Source organism: Bacillus sp. FSL H8-0545 (assembly GCF_038006105.1).
Lineage (GTDB): Bacteria > Bacillota > Bacilli > Bacillales > Bacillaceae_G > Bacillus_A > Bacillus_A cereus_U.
In genome coordinates, this window is the sequence record NZ_JBBOUO010000001.1 from 4,526,566 (window position 1) to 4,544,651 (window position 18,086).

Here is an 18,086-nt window from a genome sequence, read left to right on the forward strand (position 1 = left end):
TTTTTGCACTCTTTGAACTTACCTCTATTAGAAATCAAAGTTATCCGGATCTGGACCGACGCGGTGGTTTTCATTTAAAGCATCAATCTTTTCCATATCTTCTTTTGTTAGCTCAAAATTGAAAATATCTGCGTTTGCAATAATGCGGTGTTCTTTCGTTGATTTCGGAATCGTTACAACTTCATTTTGAAGATCCCAACGTAAAATAACTTGAGCTGTTGTCTTACCGTATTTATTAGCAATTTCTTGTAATGTTTCGTTATCTAATAGTTGCCCTTGCATAAGTGGTGACCATGCTTCCATTTGAATACCTTGTTCTTTACAGAAAGCTTGTAGTTCTTTCTGCGTTAAACGCGGGTGATATTCGACTTGATTAATCATCGGCTTAATTTCCGCACCTTCCATTACATCCTTCAGGTGATGGATTTGGAAGTTACTTACGCCAATTGCACGCGCGCGCCCTTCTTTATAAAGTGTTTCTAACGCTCTCCACGAATCTTTATATTTTCCTTCAACAGGCCAATGAACAAGATATAAGTCTAAATAATCTAGTTCTAATTTTTTTAAGCTCTCTTCATATGCAGCAAGTGTCGTTTCATATCCTTGATCTGCATTCCACACTTTTGAAGTAATGAATAAATCTTCTCGAGAAATTCCTGCTTCTTTTATACCAGCGCGAATTCCTTCACCTACTGCTTTTTCATTTCCATAAATCGCCGCTGTATCAATACTGCGGTATCCAGCTTTAATCGCCGACTTTACAGCCTCTACAAGTTCCGGTCCATCTTCTACTTTAAATACACCTAAACCGAACCAAGGCATTTCTACACCGTTATGCAATGTTGTTTTACTTTGTAAATTTTTCATTATATTTTTCTCTCCTTTATTTTGCTTGATCTCTTTTTTCTAATGCCATACTCCACGCTGTTAAAATAACAGCACCTACTACCATAATGCCGCCTACCCAAGCTGTATGAATTAATCCTAACGAGTTCGTTACAATACCGCCTAAATAAGCCCCAAGAGCGATTCCTGCGTTAAATGCTGCAATATTCATTGCTGATGCGATATCAACGGCACTCGGCACGAAACGCTCAGCCAATATAACGACATACACTTGTAGCCCTGGAACATTCATAAACGCGAATAGCCCCATAAAAATAATTGTGATAAGCCCCGCTACTTGAAATGGCGCCGTAAATGTTAGTACGAATAATACAATTGCTTGAATAAAGAACATATAAAATAATGCACGAATTGGATTATGATTCGATAACTTCCCGCCAATCATATTTCCAATCGCAATTGCAACTCCGTACACTAACAAAATGATTGTAACGGTACTCGATTTAAATCCTGTTACTTCTTGTAATAGCGGTGATAAATACGTAAACGTTACAAACGTTCCACCATACCCTAATGCAGTAATGATGAAAACAAGTAATAATCTCCCATTCGTGATGAGTTTGAATTGATCGCGAAATGATACAGACGTACCTCTTTTTAAGTTAGACGGAATTAGCATGCTGTTTGCGACTAAGGCAACGATTCCAATGACCACAATCACCATAAATGACGCTCTCCAGCCAAATTGTTGACCAATAAATGTTCCAATTGGGACACCTGTAATAGTCGCAACGGTTAAACCAGTAAACATAAAAGCAATTGCGCTAGCACGTTTATTCTCTGGTACAAGTGCAGCCGCAATCGTTGAGCCAATCGACATAAAAACGCCATGTGCAAATGCAGAGACAACCCTCGCGATAAGTAACACAGTAAAACTCGTTGCTACCGCTGCGATCCCATTACCAATAATGAAAATAATCATAATCCACATTAATAACGTCTTCCGCGACATACTAGCTGTTAACGACGTTAAGACCGGAGCACCAAATGCTACTCCTAACGCATATAAAGAAACGGTCAAGCCCGCTGTTGTAACTGAAACATGTAAATCCTCCGAAATAGATGGTAATAAACCGACGCTAATAAACTCGGTTGTACCAATTCCAAACGCACTAATTGCTAGCGCTAATAAAGCAAACATACTTCTTCGATTCGTCTGAACAGCCGAAGAAGATACTGTATATGAATTCAATTGAACTCCTCCTTAATACGAGAAATCCAATCATAATAGTGTGATAAAAAGGCCTTTTTATCTTCTACAAAAATAACTTTACTGCTCATAAATGCTATTATGAATGGCTTCACTCTTTTTTTGAAGAACGCACTTTAAAGTACGATAGGTACCAAAAAGTAACATAGGCACTTTTTAGTACCGTACTACTCACTTCCCTCTTACGTATGCTATTATGAAACATATTCAACATAATAAAAAGTACGTACTTTAAAGTGCTATAGGCACTAAAAAGTAACATTTAAGTTTCACTTTATTTAGCTTCTTTTGTTGAAGAACTGAAATCTACATTCATCAAAGGAGATTTTCATATGAAAAAATATAATATTCCTGTGGAGGCAACTTTAGAGGTTATCGGCGGAAAATGGAAAGTCGTTATTCTTTGCCACTTAACGAAAGGTACAAGGAGAACGAGTGAACTAAAACGTTTAATGCCTGGTATTACACAAAAGATGTTAACACAGCAACTACGTGAATTAGAAGAAGATGGAGTTATTCAAAGAAAGGTGTACAATCAAGTACCACCAAAAGTAGAATATTCCCTTACTGATTACGGGTGGTCTTTAGAATCGATTCTTGATTCTCTTTGTACTTGGGGCGAATGTCATCTTGAAAAAAGCGGTAACACATCGATGCTAATCGCAGAGAGTGAACAATAAGAAAAAAGGAAAAAACGAACGTAAATTTGTTTGTTTTTCCCTTTTTTTATTATTATATAGGTATACTTCTTATCGAAGTAAAATAATTTATGCGCTTTCATACCTTGTCATTACTAGGTTATGGGCTCAATATCAAATAATTAGGAATCATTTTTATGTTAACATACGTGTATATAGTATATAATATAGGATATATATTATATACACTTTCCGATAAGGGAACTTTCCATTATGCGGACAAGCCATGTATCGGACAGTTCATAAATAATAGGTAAGACGTTATGGTTTTAAATTTATGTTTTCAGCCTACTTGCTGTCATAAATTTAAAGGCATTTTATTGTGTTTTGTGAAACTTTGTATAAAGTTTCATAACCGTTTACTATCTTGCCTATCAAAAATAAAAGTATTGCTATCGTAAAGGAGAATTGGAGATGCCAGAAACTATGACTCAAACAAAGCCAGAACAAGAAACTGTACAAATTTCTGCTAGCCAAGGACAACTTGATGTACTTGATCAGTTGTTAAAACCTGAGGTACAAGAATCATTAACAACACTAGTAGAGCAGCTTCCAAAATTAACTGAGCTTGTTAACATTTTAACTAAGTCTTATGACTTCGCTCAAACTGTTGCTACTGATGAAGTATTAAAAAACGACACTGTTAGTGCAATCCAAGAACTTGTAGAACCTGTAAAAGATACAGTGAAAAGCATGGCTGCAACTGCTATCGAAGCGAAAGATCGTGCTGACGAAAGCAATGAAGTTATCGGCCTGTTCGGTCTATTAAAATTACTAAAAGACCCACAAGCACAAAAAATGTTCCGCTTTGTGAACGCATACCTTCAAGTTAGTGCAGAACGTAATAATAAATAATTTAACTTATAACAACAATTAGTAAAGACGGGGGATAACATACTATGTCAAAACAAATTGTCATCTTAGGCGCTGGTTATGGCGGTCTTCTTGCCGCTTTAAACGTACGTAAATACTACAGCAAATCAGAAGCACAAGTTACAGTGATCAACCAATATCCAACACACCAAATCATCACTGAACTACACCGCCTTGCAGCTGGTAACGTTGCTGAGCAAGCAATTGCAATGCCACTTACAAAGCTTTTCAAAGGTAAAGACATCGATCTTAAAATTGCAACAGTTGAGTCATTCTCAGTTGATAGCAAAGAAATCAAACTAGCTGGTGGCACTACGCTATCTTACGATGCACTTGTAGTTGCTTTAGGAAGTAAAACTGCTTACTTCGGTATTCCAGGACTAGAAGAAAACAGCATGGTATTAAAATCTGCTGCTGATGCAAACAAAATCTACAAACACGTTGAAGACCGTATTCGTGAATACGCGAAAACGAAAAACGAAGCTGATGCTACAATCGTAATCGGTGGTGGCGGATTAACTGGCGTTGAGCTAGTTGGTGAGCTTGCTGACATTATGCCTAAACTTGCAAAAAGCCACGGCGTAAATCCAAAAGAAGTTAAACTTCTTCTTGTTGAAGCAGGTCCGAAAATCCTTCCAGTATTACCAGACCACTTAATCGAACGTGCAACTGCTAGCTTAGAAGCACGCGGTGTTACATTCTTAACAGGTCTTCCTGTAACAAACGTTGCTGGTAATGAAATCGACTTAAAAGACGGTCAAAAAATCGTTGCTAACACATTCGTTTGGACAGGCGGCGTACAAGGTAACCCATTAATTGGTGAATCAGGTCTTGAAGTAAACCGCGGTCGTGCAACAGTTGATGCGCACCTACAATCTACTTCTCACAAAGACGTATTCGTTGCTGGAGATAGCGCTGTTGTCTTCGCTGCAGACGGTCGTCCATACCCACCAACTGCACAAATCGCTTGGCAAATGGGTGAGTTAATTGGATACAACTTATACGCAGCACTAGAAGGCAAAGCATTCGAAGAGTTCGCACCTATCAACTCTGGAACACTTGCTAGTCTAGGACGTAAAGATGCTGTTGCTACAATCGGAGCAAGCAATACTCCACTTAAAGGTTTACCAGCATCATTAATGAAAGAAGCAAGTAACGTTCGTTACTTATCACACATTAAAGGTCTATTCAGCTTAGCTTACTAATCTGAATATAAGCCCGAATCATGCCCTGCATGGTTCGGGCTATTTTTATCCGTAATTTTCTCTAACTTATTTATTCGGCAAAAGAATAATATAACCCTCTTTAATTATCAAAATATACTGACTTTTTTGTGTCGAAATTGTGTATATGAAAAGAGCAGAAGTAGATATCTTCCCTACTTCCACTCTTTCACAAGAACTATTCTCCTAATTCCACTAAGCTGTAGTTCTTCTTCCCTTTGCGAATAATAATAAATCTTCCATCAAATGAATTTTCTACAGTAACATCAGTGCCTACATCCGTTACTTTTTCACCATTCATAGATATAGCCCCATTATTAATATCTTCACGCGCTTGACGTCTAGAAGGTTCAATTCCTAAATCAACTAACCACTCTACAATGTTTTTCGTCTCTTTTGAAGACTCAAATGTCGGCATCTCTTTAAATCCTTGTTCAATTTCATCAGCTGTTAACGATTTAATATCTCCGCTAAATAACGCAGCTGTAATTTTCACAGCCTGCAAAAATGCCTCTTCTCCATGAACGAATTTCGTCATTTCTTCTGCTAATACTTTTTGCGCTTCACGTTTATGAGGCTCTGTTTCTACCTTCGCTGCTAATTCATCAATTCTCTCTTTCGTTAAGAACGTAAAGTATTTCAAGTATTTAATTACATCACGGTCATCTGTATTCACCCAGAACTGGTAAAATTCAAACGCTGTTGTCTTTTCCGGATCAAGCCAAATAGCACCACCTGCTGATTTACCAAACTTCGTACCATCTGATTTTAATAATAATGGAATCGTTAATCCGAATACTTTCGCCTCATGACCTTCTAATTTACGAATTAAATCTAAACCGCTCGTAATATTTCCCCATTGATCACTACCACCGATTTGTAATTGAACATCTTCTTCTTTGTATAAATGATGGAAGTCCATTGCTTGCAAAATTTGGTACGTGAACTCTGTAAATGAAATTCCTGTATCTAAACGACTTGCGACAATATCTTTTGCTAACATGCTATTTATGCTAAAGTTTTTTCCGTAATCACGTAAAAACTCGATAATGTTTATTTTATGTGTCCAGTCATAGTTATTTACCATCTTCACTTCGCTATTCCCGCCGAAATCAAATAGCTTTTTCATTTGCGCTGTTAACGCATCTACATTATGCTGGACTACTTCTAACGTTTGCAATTGGCGCTCTGATTGACGACCACTCGGATCACCAATTGTTCCTGTTGCCCCGCCGATTAAAATAACAGGATGATGGCCAGCTAATTGGAATCTCTTCATCATCATAAAAGGAATCAAATGTCCGATATGCATACTATCGCCAGTCGGATCCACTCCGCAGTATAGTGAAATCTTTTTCTCTTCTACTAACTTACGTAAACCTTCTTCATCTGTCTGTTGATTCACAGCACCGCGCCATTCTAATTCATCAATAATATTCATCTTTTGTCATCCCCTTTATTTTTTAAAAACAAAAAGTCCCTATGTCTACGATAGACATAGGGACGATTATTCACCGTGTTACCACCCAGTTTGCATAAATAGCATAGCTATTCATACCACTCTTAGCAATAATATCGATTGCTATTCCGCTTAGCATTACCTAAGATACTCCAGAGTGTAATTCACAAGTTTGTTTGTGCTAGGTTCCAGCAACCCCTAGCTCTCTTTGATAACAGTGACAAACTGCTACTGGGCTCTTTCAACGTATATTTTATTTGTTAAATTATTAGCCATTATATTGAATCGAAAACAAATTGTCAACAATATCCAAATGTTATTTCGAAATAATTCATACTTTTATACGTTTTTTTCTTCAAAGGTTACTGTAGATTTTCTCCAATAATCCTTACTTCTCGCTCTAATTTCACACCGAATTTTTCTTCAACTGTCTTTTGTACGAAATGAATTAAATCAATGTAATCTTGCGCAGTTCCGTTATCAACATTCACCATAAATCCAGCGTGTTTTAAAGAAACTTCCACTCCGCCAATTCGCTTACCCTGCAGTCCTGATTCTTGAATAAGCTTACCCGCAAAATTATTTGGTGGACGCTTAAATACACTACCACATGAAGGATACTCTAACGGTTGTTTTGATTCACGCTTAAACGTTAAATCATCCATTTTTTCTTTGATTTCTTCACGCACACCTTCTTCAAGTTCAAACTTCGCTTCAAGAATAATGTAATGATTGTTCGCAAATACACTCTTACGATATCCAAATTCAAATGCATCTTTCGTTAAAGTGCATAGCTCTCCATCACCTGTCATTACAACTGCTTCTGTTAATACATAAGCTACTTCACCGCCATATGCACCAGCATTCATATATAACGCTCCACCAACTGAACCTGGAATACCACAAGCAAACTCAAGTCCTGTTAAATTGTGATCCAATGCAATTCGTGACACATCAATAATCGCTGCACCACACCCCGCAACAATCGTTGTCCCCGTTACAGTAACACCTGTAATATGAATTAAACTTACTGTAATCCCGCGAAGACCACCGTCTTTAATAATGACATTCGAACCGTTTCCTAAAAACGTAACTGGAATATTGTGTTGATTCGCATACTTGATAACTTCTTGAATTTCAACATAATTTGTAGGCGCAACGAACACATCTGCTTTTCCGCCAACTTTAATATGCGTATGATTCTTTAACATTTCATCTTGCTTCACATGACCTTCAGGCAATACTGTACTTAAATATTTATAAACCTCGTGCATATTCATTTTACGATTCCTCTATTTCTATAATCTTTTTATCCCGCTATCCACGGGCCCATAATATCCCCACATAACAATGCGCTACAAATAAAAAGCCCAAGTGGTGGATAAAGTGTACATAAAGCACACCTATAAACCTCTTAAATTATAAGAGGTTCCACTCATATTAAAATATATATCGCATAATAAAGCAACCCAAATGGGCTACTAAACTTGACATGTAACCATATAGACAACAATTTGTAAAATATATAGGTTTTTCAAAGCAATACCCTTCAATATCTTACTATACCATACGAAAGAAAAGTGGTATTTTTTTGTAATTTTTACTTTATTTTCAACAATAAAAAAAGAGCACATCCCACAGAATGTGCCCTTTCTATACTCTTTAAATTATTTTTCGTTCTCTTCTTTTTCCTTATCAAACCATAATAGCTCATCGTCATCAACTTCACCATTATAATTGATTAGAATCTCTTCGCCCGCTTTTATATCTTTGTAAGCAAAGAAGTTAAACGTATGATTCTCAAAGACAATATCATACGTTGCATTCGGATTATATGCATGATTAAATAACATGCCGTATCCTAAAAGGAATGCCGTATGATTTACCCCATACTCAAATGCGTAGTCAGCAAGTAACGTTTTCTCAATGTGTTCATGCTGTTCATTCGGATAAGAGATAACTGGTGCTGAGTGTATCAACTCACCCTTTTTAATATCACGAGTTGCAAATACACCTCTATTAAATTCTCCATCACTAAGTTCAGAAGTCTTAACTTCAATCATATGCGTCACCTATATATTTCTTTCTTCGAAGTATTTTTCTCCTTAAGCTTGGCAGAAAACGCGGAGAAAAGCAATTAAATTCCTACCAAGTATAAAAAGGGCACATTATTGTGCTCTTTTTAGGTGATATTCTATGAAGCCCCGCGCATCAATTATTTCAATTTAAATACCGCACTAACTGGGTTATGATCACTATTTTCAAACTTTAAGTCTGTCCCTTGTACATTTACAATTTCAACATTCGGTGAAACCATAAATCCATCAATAATAGTGACAAAGTTTTCATCTTCCACATATTTCTTCACATCATCCCTTACCGTCATAACAGATGGATCTACAGCCCATTGAAATCCTCCGTCCGCAAAGTCCTTTGGTAACTCTACTAGCCATTCAGGACGCTCTTTCACAAACTTAGGATCACTTAATTGAACATTAGAAAGTAACTGGTTCCAATCTCCGCCTAATATGACGTAATCACCATTTTGATACCACTTGTTCATATATTCTTTTAAATACTCTGCTTGTTGCTTTCTAATTTTTCCGCCCTCATCATAAGCAGATAAATGTACATTTACGAGCCTAACATACTTCCCATTATTAACAGGGATTTTATGTTCAACAATCGCTCGATCTAAATCGAATAAACGCTTCGGCCAAGGCTCCATTCCGGGTAGTTGGAACCGCGTTGCTGTTTGAACTGTATATTTAGAAAATGTACTTAATCCGCCCTCAGCATATCCCAGCGGTTTTGTGACTGGGACAGGAACCCACTTAGTATCGTAGTTCTTCCCAAATGACGAAGCATAATCAGATAATCCTTTTTTCAAAAACTCATGCTCATTTACATCAAATGATCGGTGGGATTTTATATCAACTTCTTGTAACAATGTAAAATCGCTATTCTCATTTTGTAAAAATGAAAGCATATTTTTTAAGTTTATTTCAGTCTGTTCTTTACTACTCGAACCAGAACCTTTTCCACCGTCCATAAAGAAGTCTTGATCCTTATCTAATCCAGCATACCCAATATTAAATGTTGTAACTTTAAATTCATTTCCTTGCTGCAGTACACGCTCTTTATTATTTTCAATCTTTACGTCTAAAACATTCGCTGGTTGTTCTTTTGTAAGTGTCATATACGCTAGAAAACCACCTAGAATACCAACTACTATTAAAATAAATATTAATACTATTTTTAAAAATTTCTTCAAAACACATGACCCCTTTTTTGTAAAATAACATTTTATTTTCTGTATTTTCAGTTAAATGAAGATGGATTAAAGACACAAGAAATATTTTACCATAAAGAAAACTTCATATCATTATATTTAGCTAACAAATAATCGTTGTACCCCTCACTGCAATTGTCTTGAAATTCAATCATAACATTTCAGAAGACAAGACTGTAAAGCAATTACAATCCACAACAGAGAAATTGCAACTTCAAAGAATATACCGATCCTACTTTTCGTTAACATATTTATTGGTAATCCAAAATAATATTTAGTACACTATAAATAGAACTTATAGGCGATGGAGTTCGCCGTAAATGCGAATTAGCTAATGACTCCTACCAGTATGACTACTGGTAGGAGTCTATTTTTTTTGAGTACACTATTAGAGAGGTGAAGAAGTTGAAATATATTATTGTTGGCATAGCTGGTATATTAGGAGCTCTTTCCCGTTATTATTTAGGTTTTACTATTGATACGCTTTGGCATCATTCATTACCACTCGCTACATTAACGATTAACTTAATTGGTTGTTTCTTACTTGCTCTGCTAACCACCTATATCGCTCGGTTAAACATCTTACCCTCCGAAGTTATTACCGGGATTGGAACCGGATTTATCGGTTCATTTACGACGTTTTCAACATTCAGTGTAGAAACTGTACAGTTAATCAATCATTCACATTTTAGTATCGCATTTTTATATGTATCATGCAGTATGCTAGGCGGCCTAATTATGTCTGGTCTTGGCTATAAACTTGGAGATTTTTTACTACAAAAACACCTTGAGGAAGGTGAAATATCATGATTAACGCTTTATTAGTAGCAACAGGAGGATTCTTCGGTGCCATTACACGATTTGCAATTAGTAATTGGTTTAAAGAAAGAAACAAAACTTCATTTCCGATTGCTACATTCCTCATTAATATAACGGGAGCATTTTTACTCGGATATATAATTGGCAAAGGGATAACTACAAGTTGGCAATTATTATTAGGCACAGGGTTTATGGGCGCCTTCACTACATTTTCAACGTTTAAATTAGAATCCGTTCAGCTTTTCAACCGCAAAAAATTTGGCATACTATTTTTATATTTAAGCGCGACTTATATGATTGGTATCATCTTCGCATTCCTCGGGATGAAGTTAGGTAGCATATAAAAAAGCGACTCTTTTACCGGTCGCTTTCTTTCATAAAAAGTATGTCCCGCCATACGGAATTGAAAATAAACCAGCTGGATACACATCATAATGTACAATTTGCACAGGAAGCTGTGAATACGGCATATACTGACTCTGCATCATTTGCGCTACCTGTGCTTGTTGTTGCATTTGAATAGCCTGATGCACTGCCTGAACTGTCATCTGTGCCCCGGCCAATGTAATAGCTGGCCCTACTTGTCTTCCAAGGTGAAAATAATGGTTCATCATTATTCAGCTCACTTTTTATTTTTCTTCCATATCATATGTCTCTATTTCATAGTAAGTGTTTTATCCCGCTATTTGCGGGCAGTAAACGCCCGATTGGTGAAGGCTAATAATCAGTGGGGGATGAACAAAATCCCCACTGATTATAGTTTCACTTTATCGCGCTTGCTTTTTTCGAAACATCGAGAAAACAGCCACGAATAAAATCACAATAATTCCAGTAAAAACAAATAAATAAGCTAATGGAATTAAGAAAAATGGTTCGACTAAAGTTCCATCTGGCTTCACTTCGGAACCAATTATATTAAACATAAGTATACATAACACGCCTAAAAATACCGGACTAGAAGCTAATAAATATTTTTTCTTCATCATAATTCCTCCTTTTTATACTCTAAAATGTCACCTGGCTGACACTCTAAAGCTTCACATATCTTCTCTAAAGTTGAGAATTTAATTGCTTTTGCTTTTCCATTTTTTAATATCGAGACATTCGCCATTGTAATTCCTAATTTCTCGGATAACTCTGTCACACTCATTTTTCTTTTCGCTAACATTACATCGAGATTTACTACAATCGTCATAACAGAGCACCTCAAATCGTTAAGTCGTTATCATCTTTTATTTCACTTGCTTTTCTAATTAAATGAGAAAGCAAGGAAGTAAAAATCGATATAACGACTGAGAAGAATAAAATAAGTAATAGAATAACTAAAATGCTCGTATGATAACTTCCAGCTGTGAAAATATATAGTAATGCTCCGATATATAAAACACCTTCAGTCATAGATAAAATACTAATCCTCTTTAATCGATTCGCATTTTTCACAGTAAAGGATTTGTCTGAAGCAATCTCTGAACATATTTTCCATCCTAAAAATAAAGCGCTAAAAAATGGAATTCCTGTGATCCAAATGAACAGTACGAATGGCTTATATAGTCCCTTCAAATTTTCTGAAACTAACAATACCGCTCTTCCCGTTTCTGGCCCAATATATATGCAGAACAATAAACCAAAACATCCGCAAAGAATGATAATTAACTTTAACCATAATGACAATTCTTTTTGTTTCACAAAAATCCCCTCCTGAACTAACAGCATTTATCTATTGCTGTTTTTTCAACTTTGAAGTGATAAATCCAAATAGCAACACACCAATACCACTAAAGAACAATAGGTAGCTTACTGGTACTAGGAAAAAGAAAGGTTCTACAAGAAGCCCATTATCCGCTACTTTACTAGTTGTACCGTGCATTAATAAACAGGTAACTCCTAACGATATTAGTACGATAGCTAATAAAAATTTATTTTTCATAATATATTCTCCTTTAATTTCACAATTAATTTTTCTGCATTCCTTTTGCTATCCTCATAATAAGCCCCACCGCATTATAGGTCAACAACTATTTATCGTTTTACGATAAATAGTTGTTGTTTTAAATAACAAAAAGACTATAGACAATCATTGTCTATAGTCTTTTTACTCTAAAATATTCTTTTTGGAACATACACATTCTTATCGCATTATGGTAGTTGCCATCAACGAAGAACTCATCTTGCAACTCACCTTCTACTATAAATCCGACCTTTTTATAAACGTGTACAGCTTTTTCATTCTCTTTATCGACAACTAAATATATTTTATGCATATTTAATACGGAAAAAGCGTAATCCATTGCTAAACGCGTTGCATCAGCTGCATAACCGTAACCTTGGTAACTCGGATCAATAATAATTTGGAATTCAGTTCTACGGTGAATATAATCGATTTCTACTAATTCGACCAATCCAACCATCTCATTATCTTTCTCAACGATAAATCGGCGCTCACTTTGATCATGTATATGTTTATCGTATAAATCCTGTAGCTCCACAAATGCCTCATACGGTTCTTCAAACCAATACGACATAATATGCGCGTTATTATTAAGTTCGTGTACAAACTTTAAATCTTCTCGTTCTAAAGGACGTAATTTCAATTCCTTACTCATTTCTATAACCTCCAAGTAAAATAACCTCTTCACTTAATTTCTCATTTTTTTTAGATTTCAAACGCCCTACTTACATTGTAAACTTTCAAGTAACTTGAAGGTCAAGATGTAAAAATAGTGCAAACAAAAGTCTGCACTACTACTCTTTCTTCAAATCCCTCATATTGGATATGTATAAAGCAATGACTAAAACAAGAATAGACCCTGCATATAACAACGTCTCCATCGGTTCATCGTGAGACACGATAATTAATCGAATTAAAGCCGTAATCCCGATATAAATAAAATACCGTAATGGAAAATGATAATTCGATTTAAAATACTTAATAATTAATGCGATAAACTCGAAGTATAAGAAGTAGACAATGATGCTTTCAACTAATTTATACGGTGTGTATTTCTTCGCTGAAAATATGTATTGAATAAACGTGATTGTCTCATTAATTAAAAAGATAGATAAAACAATGGATAATATAATTAGAGCTATATTTAATATCCATTGTAAAACACTCGCAATAAAATGATCGATATTAAATGATTTCATTCTCTTTTAAAACTCCCCTTCATATTAATACGTACTCATTATAGCAAAATTATAATTGCAGAGGGGTTAAATCATATTTTCGGCCTTTGTTTTTTGGTTTAAACTCCACAAATAATCTAAGAAACCAAAATGATTTTAATTTTTGCATTCATCTGATTGAAAGATGGATGTTTTTTTCATACATAATAAAAAAATAAAAAATTTTGTCACAAAACTCGTTATTCCGGGTTCTCTATAATACAGGCATCAAATGAGAGTGAGGTTTTAACTGACATGTTAAAAATAAAAAAGGAAGACAGGCCTTTTTCGGATGTGACATTTGAAGATTTGTTTAAACAAAACTATGTTTACGTTGTGAAACAGATCGTATGGATTGTCAAAAATCAGACTATCGCTGAAGAATTAGCCCAAGAAGTCTTTTTACAGCTATATCGCAACGATTGGAAGAGAATTGAACACTTACCTGGATGGCTAATAAAATCTTCTACTTATGTAGCGTATAAATATCTGCGATCTGAAAAACGACATCAGGCGAGAGTAGATAAAACCATACAATATCATGAAGTACAACATATTTCATCATTAGATGATGACTGGATTAGACAAGAAGAAATTACAAAGGTACAAATGGTACTCAGTAACATGGATGAACGGGATCGAACCATTTTATTAATGAAGTTTTCTGACTTTCAATATAAGGAAATTGCAGAAGTGCTTCAAATTGACATATCTTCTATTGGAACATTATTAGTCCGAGCCAAACAAAAGTTTCGTAAGATTTATAAACAGTTAGAGGAGGCGTAATAAATGAATTGTTATGATGTGGGATTTATTCAAGCATATATGGATGGGGAATTACCTTATGAGACAAGAAAAGAATTCACAAAACATTTAGATACGTGTAACGCATGCCAAGACTTATTACTAGAAATTAGCAAATTAAATCAATGGGAAAATGTCATGTTAGAGGAAGAAATAGTACATTCATCAAAGGAAATCAAAATTGATGTAGACCAAGCGTGGAAAACATTTGAAAATCGCGCAAAATTAGAAGATGTTTCTTATATCAATCAAAAACCTGAACAGAAGAAGGGATTATTTACAAATATGAATAAAAAATCAAAACGTTTCATGTATATAGCAGTAGCGGTAGCAGGGCTTTTTTCAACAGCCATGATTCCACAAGTTCGAGTGGCAGCTACAGATGTTGCCTCTTATTTTTCCAATGCAATTTCAAATGATACGATTATTGATGAAGGAAGAGACGTTACAAAAGGGCAATTTATTCCTCTTGATGAAAAGATTACAGATCAAGGTGTTACAGTACATCTGAAAGAATTATATGTAGCGGATGCACGTATATCCGTTCATTACAAAATTGAAAAAGAAAATGGAAATGTAGTACCGTTTGAATTTGATACAACGGGGTTACAACTTGAAGATGACGGCAAAGTAAATGGTCAACAAGAAAAAAACCCAGAGTATAAGAAAAATGGGTACTTCGGACAATTAGCATTTATTCAAGGAGCAAATGGTGGACCATTCGAACTAAAAGCATCCGGTGAAGAATTAAATCATATAGGTATTCGTTTTAAGGATAGACCAGAAGGTGTCATTACATTTATCGAAGGTCCTGAAGGGAAAGATTCTTTCAAACAACCCCTTACATTAGATGTAAATATAAGCAGGATTGGAAAATTATCTGGTTCTTGGAAAGGTCAACTTCAAATTGATCCTACCAAATTGAAAAAATAAAGTAAATTTAAATGAAAAAAAGAATAGAACGATGTGTATCCAATACCATGCTTATATTCTTCCTTGTGTTACTTACATTTATTTCATACATGATTTCTACTCTATCATTTTTAATTTCATAAACATAAAAAGGTAGTATAGAAAGTAGCCGGTTCCTTAACATACAGGGAATCGGCTACTTTTTGTCCAAACGCACAATTTTCTTTTTTCGTATGGTGCCCCTACATGCAAAACTTACATAAAATCTAGATGAACTCCAAATAAACTCCAGATACTTGTTTTATGCTAAATGTAATCTTAAACAAGGAGGTAATGGAAAATGTTTAAAACATTATTAGCAGGAACACTTTTAAGTACAGGATTATTAGCGGGTGGTGCAGTAGATACAGAAGATATGAAAACGAACAAACTAGAATCGAATAAAAAAATAGAATGGAAACAAACAAATAAAAGTGAAAAAGAATCCGCAAAAAAGATGGACAGAGGTACAAAAATTGATCAAAATCAACCAATGTCAGTTACAACAAGTGTAGATGGAACAACAACTTCTTCGCCAATCCATAATTCACCTGAAGACGCAGTGCCAGCAATTCCTAACGAAGATGTGAAATCTAACCATAATCAAACCTTTGAAATGCCTGAGGACACTAAATCAAAACCTGTACATGATTCTTCTAAATAAGCTATAAAATGAAATAGGATCATACCGTCAGATAAGTAATAATAGAATCCCTGTTGCATACAGCGCAGGGGTTTTAATGTTAAAAAAGTTCCCTTCACTAGTCAAAAGCAAAATTAATGAAAAAAGAAAAATCAGATGTAAAATAATAAATAATTATTAAAAACAAATAAAAGGAGTATCTCTTATTTAATAAGGGATACTCCTTTTATTTTTCGAACCATGTCTTAGCCACAAGCAAAAAGAACCATAAACTTGCAGAAAGTTTATTTTAACTTCCCTATTGATAGGTTAACACGGTAATTCCCATACTTTAATAGTCGTCCTAGAAAGTTATCCAACTCTTCATTGGAAGAAAAATGTGTTTTTAATAAATAACATCCATCACCACTTATACGGTGTACTTCAGAAATCCCTTCTTCCCCTTGAAAGAAATTCATAAACTCTTGATGGTTAGCTGTTGTTACGAACAAAGTAACAAACGCAGTCACTACTTGTCCTAATTTGATTCGGTTTATTGCGATTGTGTATTGCTCAATAATCCCTAAATCCTCTAACCTTCGAATTCGATTTCCTACAGCCTGCCCCGTCATATGTATTTTCTGACCAAGTTCTTTCCATTGTATTCTTGAGTTTTCTCCTAATAATTTTAGTATCTCAAAATCTGTTTGATCAATGATATAAACCAATCCTTTCACCGTGAAAGTAGAAAGCCAGAAAGTGTTTCGCCAGCTTATTCTGCTTATCGATACAATTCACTATACTTAGTTTATCCTCTTACATCACATTATCTATCAGTTATATTCACTTATAACATAGAGGACGCAACAAAAAATACATCTAGATTTAAAGGAGGTTACAAATATGTTATTACAAGAAATCCTATCGTTCAATGAACAATTTGTAGAAAATAAGGAATACGCTCCTTGTGAAGCGACAAAAATGCCTAAAAAACGTATGGTTGTTGTTTCTTGCATGGATGCTCGTTTAATTGAGCTACTTCCAAAAGCTTTAGATATACACGATGGTGATGCAAAAGTTATCAGAAATGCAGGTGGTAAAATTGCTTCTCCTTTCGATAGCGTTATGCAAAGTGTTGTAGCATCAGTATATGATCTAAATGCAGATGAAATCTTTCTTATCGGACACCATAGATGTGGCGCAAGCCAAACTAATCCAAAAGGAACACTTCAAAAAATATTAGATCGTGGAGTAGCTTCACCAGAAATTTTATCAGCAATTGAATATGCTGGTGTTGACCTTGAAAAATGGTTATTTGGATTCGATGATGTCTGCGATTCAACTCAAGCTAATGTTGATTTAGTAAGAAATCATCCACTTATTCCAAAAGATGTTCCTGTACATGGTCTAGTTATTGATCCTCACACAGGTAAATTAGATTTAGTAGTTGATGGATATAAAAAATTAAATGGTATGGAACATTAATTATTACTTAAATGAAGGGAAGTTATTAGATATGAATAGACAAGAAGCTACGCAAAAAATTATGGAAGCAAAAATCGCAAAAGGTTTAACATGGGAAGAAATTTCAAAAGTAAGTGAAAACTCTGAGACTTGGGTTGTAACAGCATTATTAGGACAAGCTACAATGACACGTCCGGAAGCAGAAAAAATTGGTAAACTATTAGAATTAGATGAAGAAGTAGTTCAGGCATTAACAGTAGTTCCACTTCGAGGTCAAGTAATGCAAATGCCTCCTACTGCCCCAATCTTATATCGATTATATGAAATGATGTTACAATACGCACCAACTCTTAGAGAATTAATCTTAGAAAAAGCTGGCGAAGGTGTAATGAGTGCAATTAACTTCAATCTAGGTGTGGATACACAAGAAGATCCAAAAGGTGGCGATCCTCGTATCGTTATTACACTTAACGGGAAATTCTTACCGTTCCGTACATGGTAATTAGTTAAAAATCTATCTATATAATTAAAATGATTTTATAGACCTAAAAGTCCATCCTTTTTAATCTAACTGTGCAGAAAGGGTGGATTTTTACTATG

The 18,086-nt window shown here is 35.0% G+C and carries 24 protein-coding genes, 1 riboswitch and 1 other annotated feature; of the genes, 10 read left to right on the plus strand and 14 right to left on the minus strand.

From position 1 onward, the window contains the following. Positions 1-27: 27 nt before the first annotated feature. Together MHI07_RS23835 and MHI07_RS23840 are read right to left on the minus strand one after the other, a co-directional pair. A complete protein-coding gene (locus MHI07_RS23835) occupies positions 28-867 on the minus strand; it encodes an aldo/keto reductase (RefSeq protein WP_435868762.1) in 840 nt (279 codons plus the stop codon). 16 nt (positions 868-883) lie between these two features. Continuing rightward, positions 884-2,047, minus strand: a complete 1,164-nt coding sequence (locus tag MHI07_RS23840; protein ID WP_195743345.1) for an MFS transporter — start codon at positions 2,045-2,047, stop codon at positions 884-886. A gap of 401 nt (positions 2,048-2,448) precedes the next feature. On the opposite strand from MHI07_RS23840, the gene MHI07_RS23845 reads away from it, so the two are divergent. The 3 genes from MHI07_RS23845 to MHI07_RS23855 all read left to right on the plus strand — a co-directional run bounded on the left by MHI07_RS23845 (position 2,449) and on the right by MHI07_RS23855 (position 4,892). Beyond that, on the plus strand, positions 2,449-2,796 hold the full coding sequence (locus MHI07_RS23845) for a winged helix-turn-helix transcriptional regulator (protein WP_002159942.1): 348 nt from the start codon (positions 2,449-2,451) through the stop codon (positions 2,794-2,796). 432 nt (positions 2,797-3,228) lie between these two features. Continuing rightward, positions 3,229-3,669, plus strand: a complete 441-nt coding sequence (locus MHI07_RS23850; protein WP_002159941.1) for a DUF1641 domain-containing protein — start codon at positions 3,229-3,231, stop codon at positions 3,667-3,669. 44 nt (positions 3,670-3,713) lie between these two features. Further along, positions 3,714-4,892 carry an NAD(P)/FAD-dependent oxidoreductase gene (locus MHI07_RS23855; protein ID WP_002112768.1) on the plus strand — a complete coding sequence of 393 codons (1,179 nt, stop codon included), beginning with the start codon at positions 3,714-3,716 and terminating at the stop codon, positions 4,890-4,892. A gap of 196 nt (positions 4,893-5,088) precedes the next feature. Here MHI07_RS23855 and tyrS read toward each other — a convergent pair whose 3' ends face one another. From tyrS to MHI07_RS23875, 4 genes are all read right to left on the minus strand, one after another. Continuing rightward, positions 5,089-6,351: a tyrosine--tRNA ligase gene (gene tyrS, locus MHI07_RS23860; RefSeq protein WP_002159940.1), complete on the minus strand. Its 1,263-nt coding sequence runs from the start codon at positions 6,349-6,351 to the stop codon at positions 5,089-5,091. Between the two features lie 55 nt (positions 6,352-6,406). Next, positions 6,407-6,623: a binding site (T-box leader), on the minus strand. Between the two features lie 108 nt (positions 6,624-6,731). After that, positions 6,732-7,649: a UDP-N-acetylmuramate dehydrogenase gene (gene murB / locus MHI07_RS23865; protein ID WP_131229919.1), complete on the minus strand. Its 918-nt coding sequence runs from the start codon at positions 7,647-7,649 to the stop codon at positions 6,732-6,734. A 387-nt stretch (positions 7,650-8,036) separates the two neighbouring features. Further along, positions 8,037-8,432 carry an SET domain-containing protein gene (locus MHI07_RS23870; protein ID WP_000573650.1) on the minus strand — a complete coding sequence of 132 codons (396 nt, stop codon included), beginning with the start codon at positions 8,430-8,432 and terminating at the stop codon, positions 8,037-8,039. 152 nt (positions 8,433-8,584) lie between these two features. After that, complete coding sequence (locus MHI07_RS23875) at positions 8,585-9,643, minus strand: endonuclease/exonuclease/phosphatase family protein (protein WP_215580061.1); 1,059 nt, start codon at positions 9,641-9,643, stop codon at positions 8,585-8,587. A gap of 309 nt (positions 9,644-9,952) precedes the next feature. Then, a riboswitch (Fluoride riboswitch) is annotated at positions 9,953-10,012 on the plus strand. Between the two features lie 54 nt (positions 10,013-10,066). On the opposite strand from MHI07_RS23875, the gene crcB (MHI07_RS23880) reads away from it, so the two are divergent. Together crcB (MHI07_RS23880) and crcB (MHI07_RS23885) are read left to right on the plus strand one after the other, a co-directional pair. Further along, positions 10,067-10,471 (plus strand): fluoride efflux transporter CrcB, encoded by a 405-nt coding sequence (gene crcB / locus MHI07_RS23880; RefSeq protein WP_002159936.1) that lies wholly within the window; start codon positions 10,067-10,069, stop codon positions 10,469-10,471. Further along, the gene (crcB, locus tag MHI07_RS23885; RefSeq protein ID WP_002159935.1) at positions 10,468-10,824 is read left to right on the plus strand and encodes a fluoride efflux transporter CrcB; all 357 of its coding nucleotides are present in this window, start codon (positions 10,468-10,470) and stop codon (positions 10,822-10,824) included. Before crcB (MHI07_RS23880) ends, crcB (MHI07_RS23885) begins: the two co-directional genes overlap by 4 nt. Positions 10,825-10,854: 30 nt before the next feature. On the opposite strand, the gene MHI07_RS23890 is transcribed toward crcB (MHI07_RS23885), so the two are convergent. The 7 genes from MHI07_RS23890 to psiE form a co-directional block, all read right to left on the minus strand. Beyond that, positions 10,855-11,094, minus strand: a complete 240-nt coding sequence (locus MHI07_RS23890; protein ID WP_002159934.1) for a DUF3947 family protein — start codon at positions 11,092-11,094, stop codon at positions 10,855-10,857. Positions 11,095-11,247: 153 nt separating this feature from the next. Beyond that, entirely contained in the window at positions 11,248-11,463 is a 216-nt protein-coding gene (locus tag MHI07_RS23895; RefSeq protein WP_215580063.1) for a DUF3955 domain-containing protein, read from the minus strand. Then, positions 11,463-11,675 carry a helix-turn-helix domain-containing protein gene (locus tag MHI07_RS23900; protein ID WP_002112778.1) on the minus strand — a complete coding sequence of 71 codons (213 nt, stop codon included), beginning with the start codon at positions 11,673-11,675 and terminating at the stop codon, positions 11,463-11,465. Before MHI07_RS23900 ends, MHI07_RS23895 begins: the two co-directional genes overlap by 1 nt. An 11-nt stretch (positions 11,676-11,686) precedes the next feature. Further along, entirely contained in the window at positions 11,687-12,166 is a 480-nt protein-coding gene (locus tag MHI07_RS23905) for a DUF2975 domain-containing protein (RefSeq protein ID WP_215580065.1), read from the minus strand. 31 nt (positions 12,167-12,197) lie between these two features. Further along, positions 12,198-12,407 carry a DUF3955 domain-containing protein gene (locus MHI07_RS23910; RefSeq protein WP_002159931.1) on the minus strand — a complete coding sequence of 70 codons (210 nt, stop codon included), beginning with the start codon at positions 12,405-12,407 and terminating at the stop codon, positions 12,198-12,200. Positions 12,408-12,561: 154 nt separating this feature from the next. After that, complete coding sequence (gene speG, locus MHI07_RS23915; protein ID WP_002159930.1) at positions 12,562-13,083, minus strand: spermidine N1-acetyltransferase; 522 nt, start codon at positions 13,081-13,083, stop codon at positions 12,562-12,564. Between the two features lie 139 nt (positions 13,084-13,222). Beyond that, complete coding sequence (gene psiE, locus MHI07_RS23920; RefSeq protein WP_215554679.1) at positions 13,223-13,627, minus strand: phosphate-starvation-inducible protein PsiE; 405 nt, start codon at positions 13,625-13,627, stop codon at positions 13,223-13,225. A 273-nt stretch (positions 13,628-13,900) separates the two neighbouring features. Here psiE and MHI07_RS23925 point away from each other — a divergent pair, with 273 nt between their 5' ends. The 3 genes from MHI07_RS23925 to MHI07_RS23935 all read left to right on the plus strand — a co-directional run bounded on the left by MHI07_RS23925 (position 13,901) and on the right by MHI07_RS23935 (position 16,064). Then, positions 13,901-14,431, plus strand: coding sequence for an RNA polymerase sigma factor SigX (locus MHI07_RS23925; protein ID WP_215580067.1), 531 nt, complete (start codon positions 13,901-13,903; stop codon positions 14,429-14,431). A gap of 3 nt (positions 14,432-14,434) precedes the next feature. Next, complete coding sequence (locus MHI07_RS23930) at positions 14,435-15,382, plus strand: zf-HC2 domain-containing protein (protein ID WP_340826657.1); 948 nt, start codon at positions 14,435-14,437, stop codon at positions 15,380-15,382. Between the two features lie 319 nt (positions 15,383-15,701). Further along, positions 15,702-16,064: a hypothetical protein gene (locus MHI07_RS23935; RefSeq protein WP_340826658.1), complete on the plus strand. Its 363-nt coding sequence runs from the start codon at positions 15,702-15,704 to the stop codon at positions 16,062-16,064. A 263-nt stretch (positions 16,065-16,327) separates the two neighbouring features. On the opposite strand, the gene MHI07_RS23940 is transcribed toward MHI07_RS23935, so the two are convergent. Continuing rightward, entirely contained in the window at positions 16,328-16,759 is a 432-nt protein-coding gene (locus MHI07_RS23940) for an Lrp/AsnC family transcriptional regulator (protein WP_215580071.1), read from the minus strand. 166 nt (positions 16,760-16,925) lie between these two features. On the opposite strand from MHI07_RS23940, the gene MHI07_RS23945 reads away from it, so the two are divergent. Together MHI07_RS23945 and cynS are read left to right on the plus strand one after the other, a co-directional pair. Beyond that, the gene (locus tag MHI07_RS23945) at positions 16,926-17,507 is read left to right on the plus strand and encodes a beta-class carbonic anhydrase (protein ID WP_002198892.1); all 582 of its coding nucleotides are present in this window, start codon (positions 16,926-16,928) and stop codon (positions 17,505-17,507) included. A 31-nt stretch (positions 17,508-17,538) separates the two neighbouring features. Further along, entirely contained in the window at positions 17,539-17,988 is a 450-nt protein-coding gene (gene cynS / locus MHI07_RS23950) for a cyanase (RefSeq protein ID WP_340826920.1), read from the plus strand. Positions 17,989-18,086: the final 98 nt, after the last annotated feature.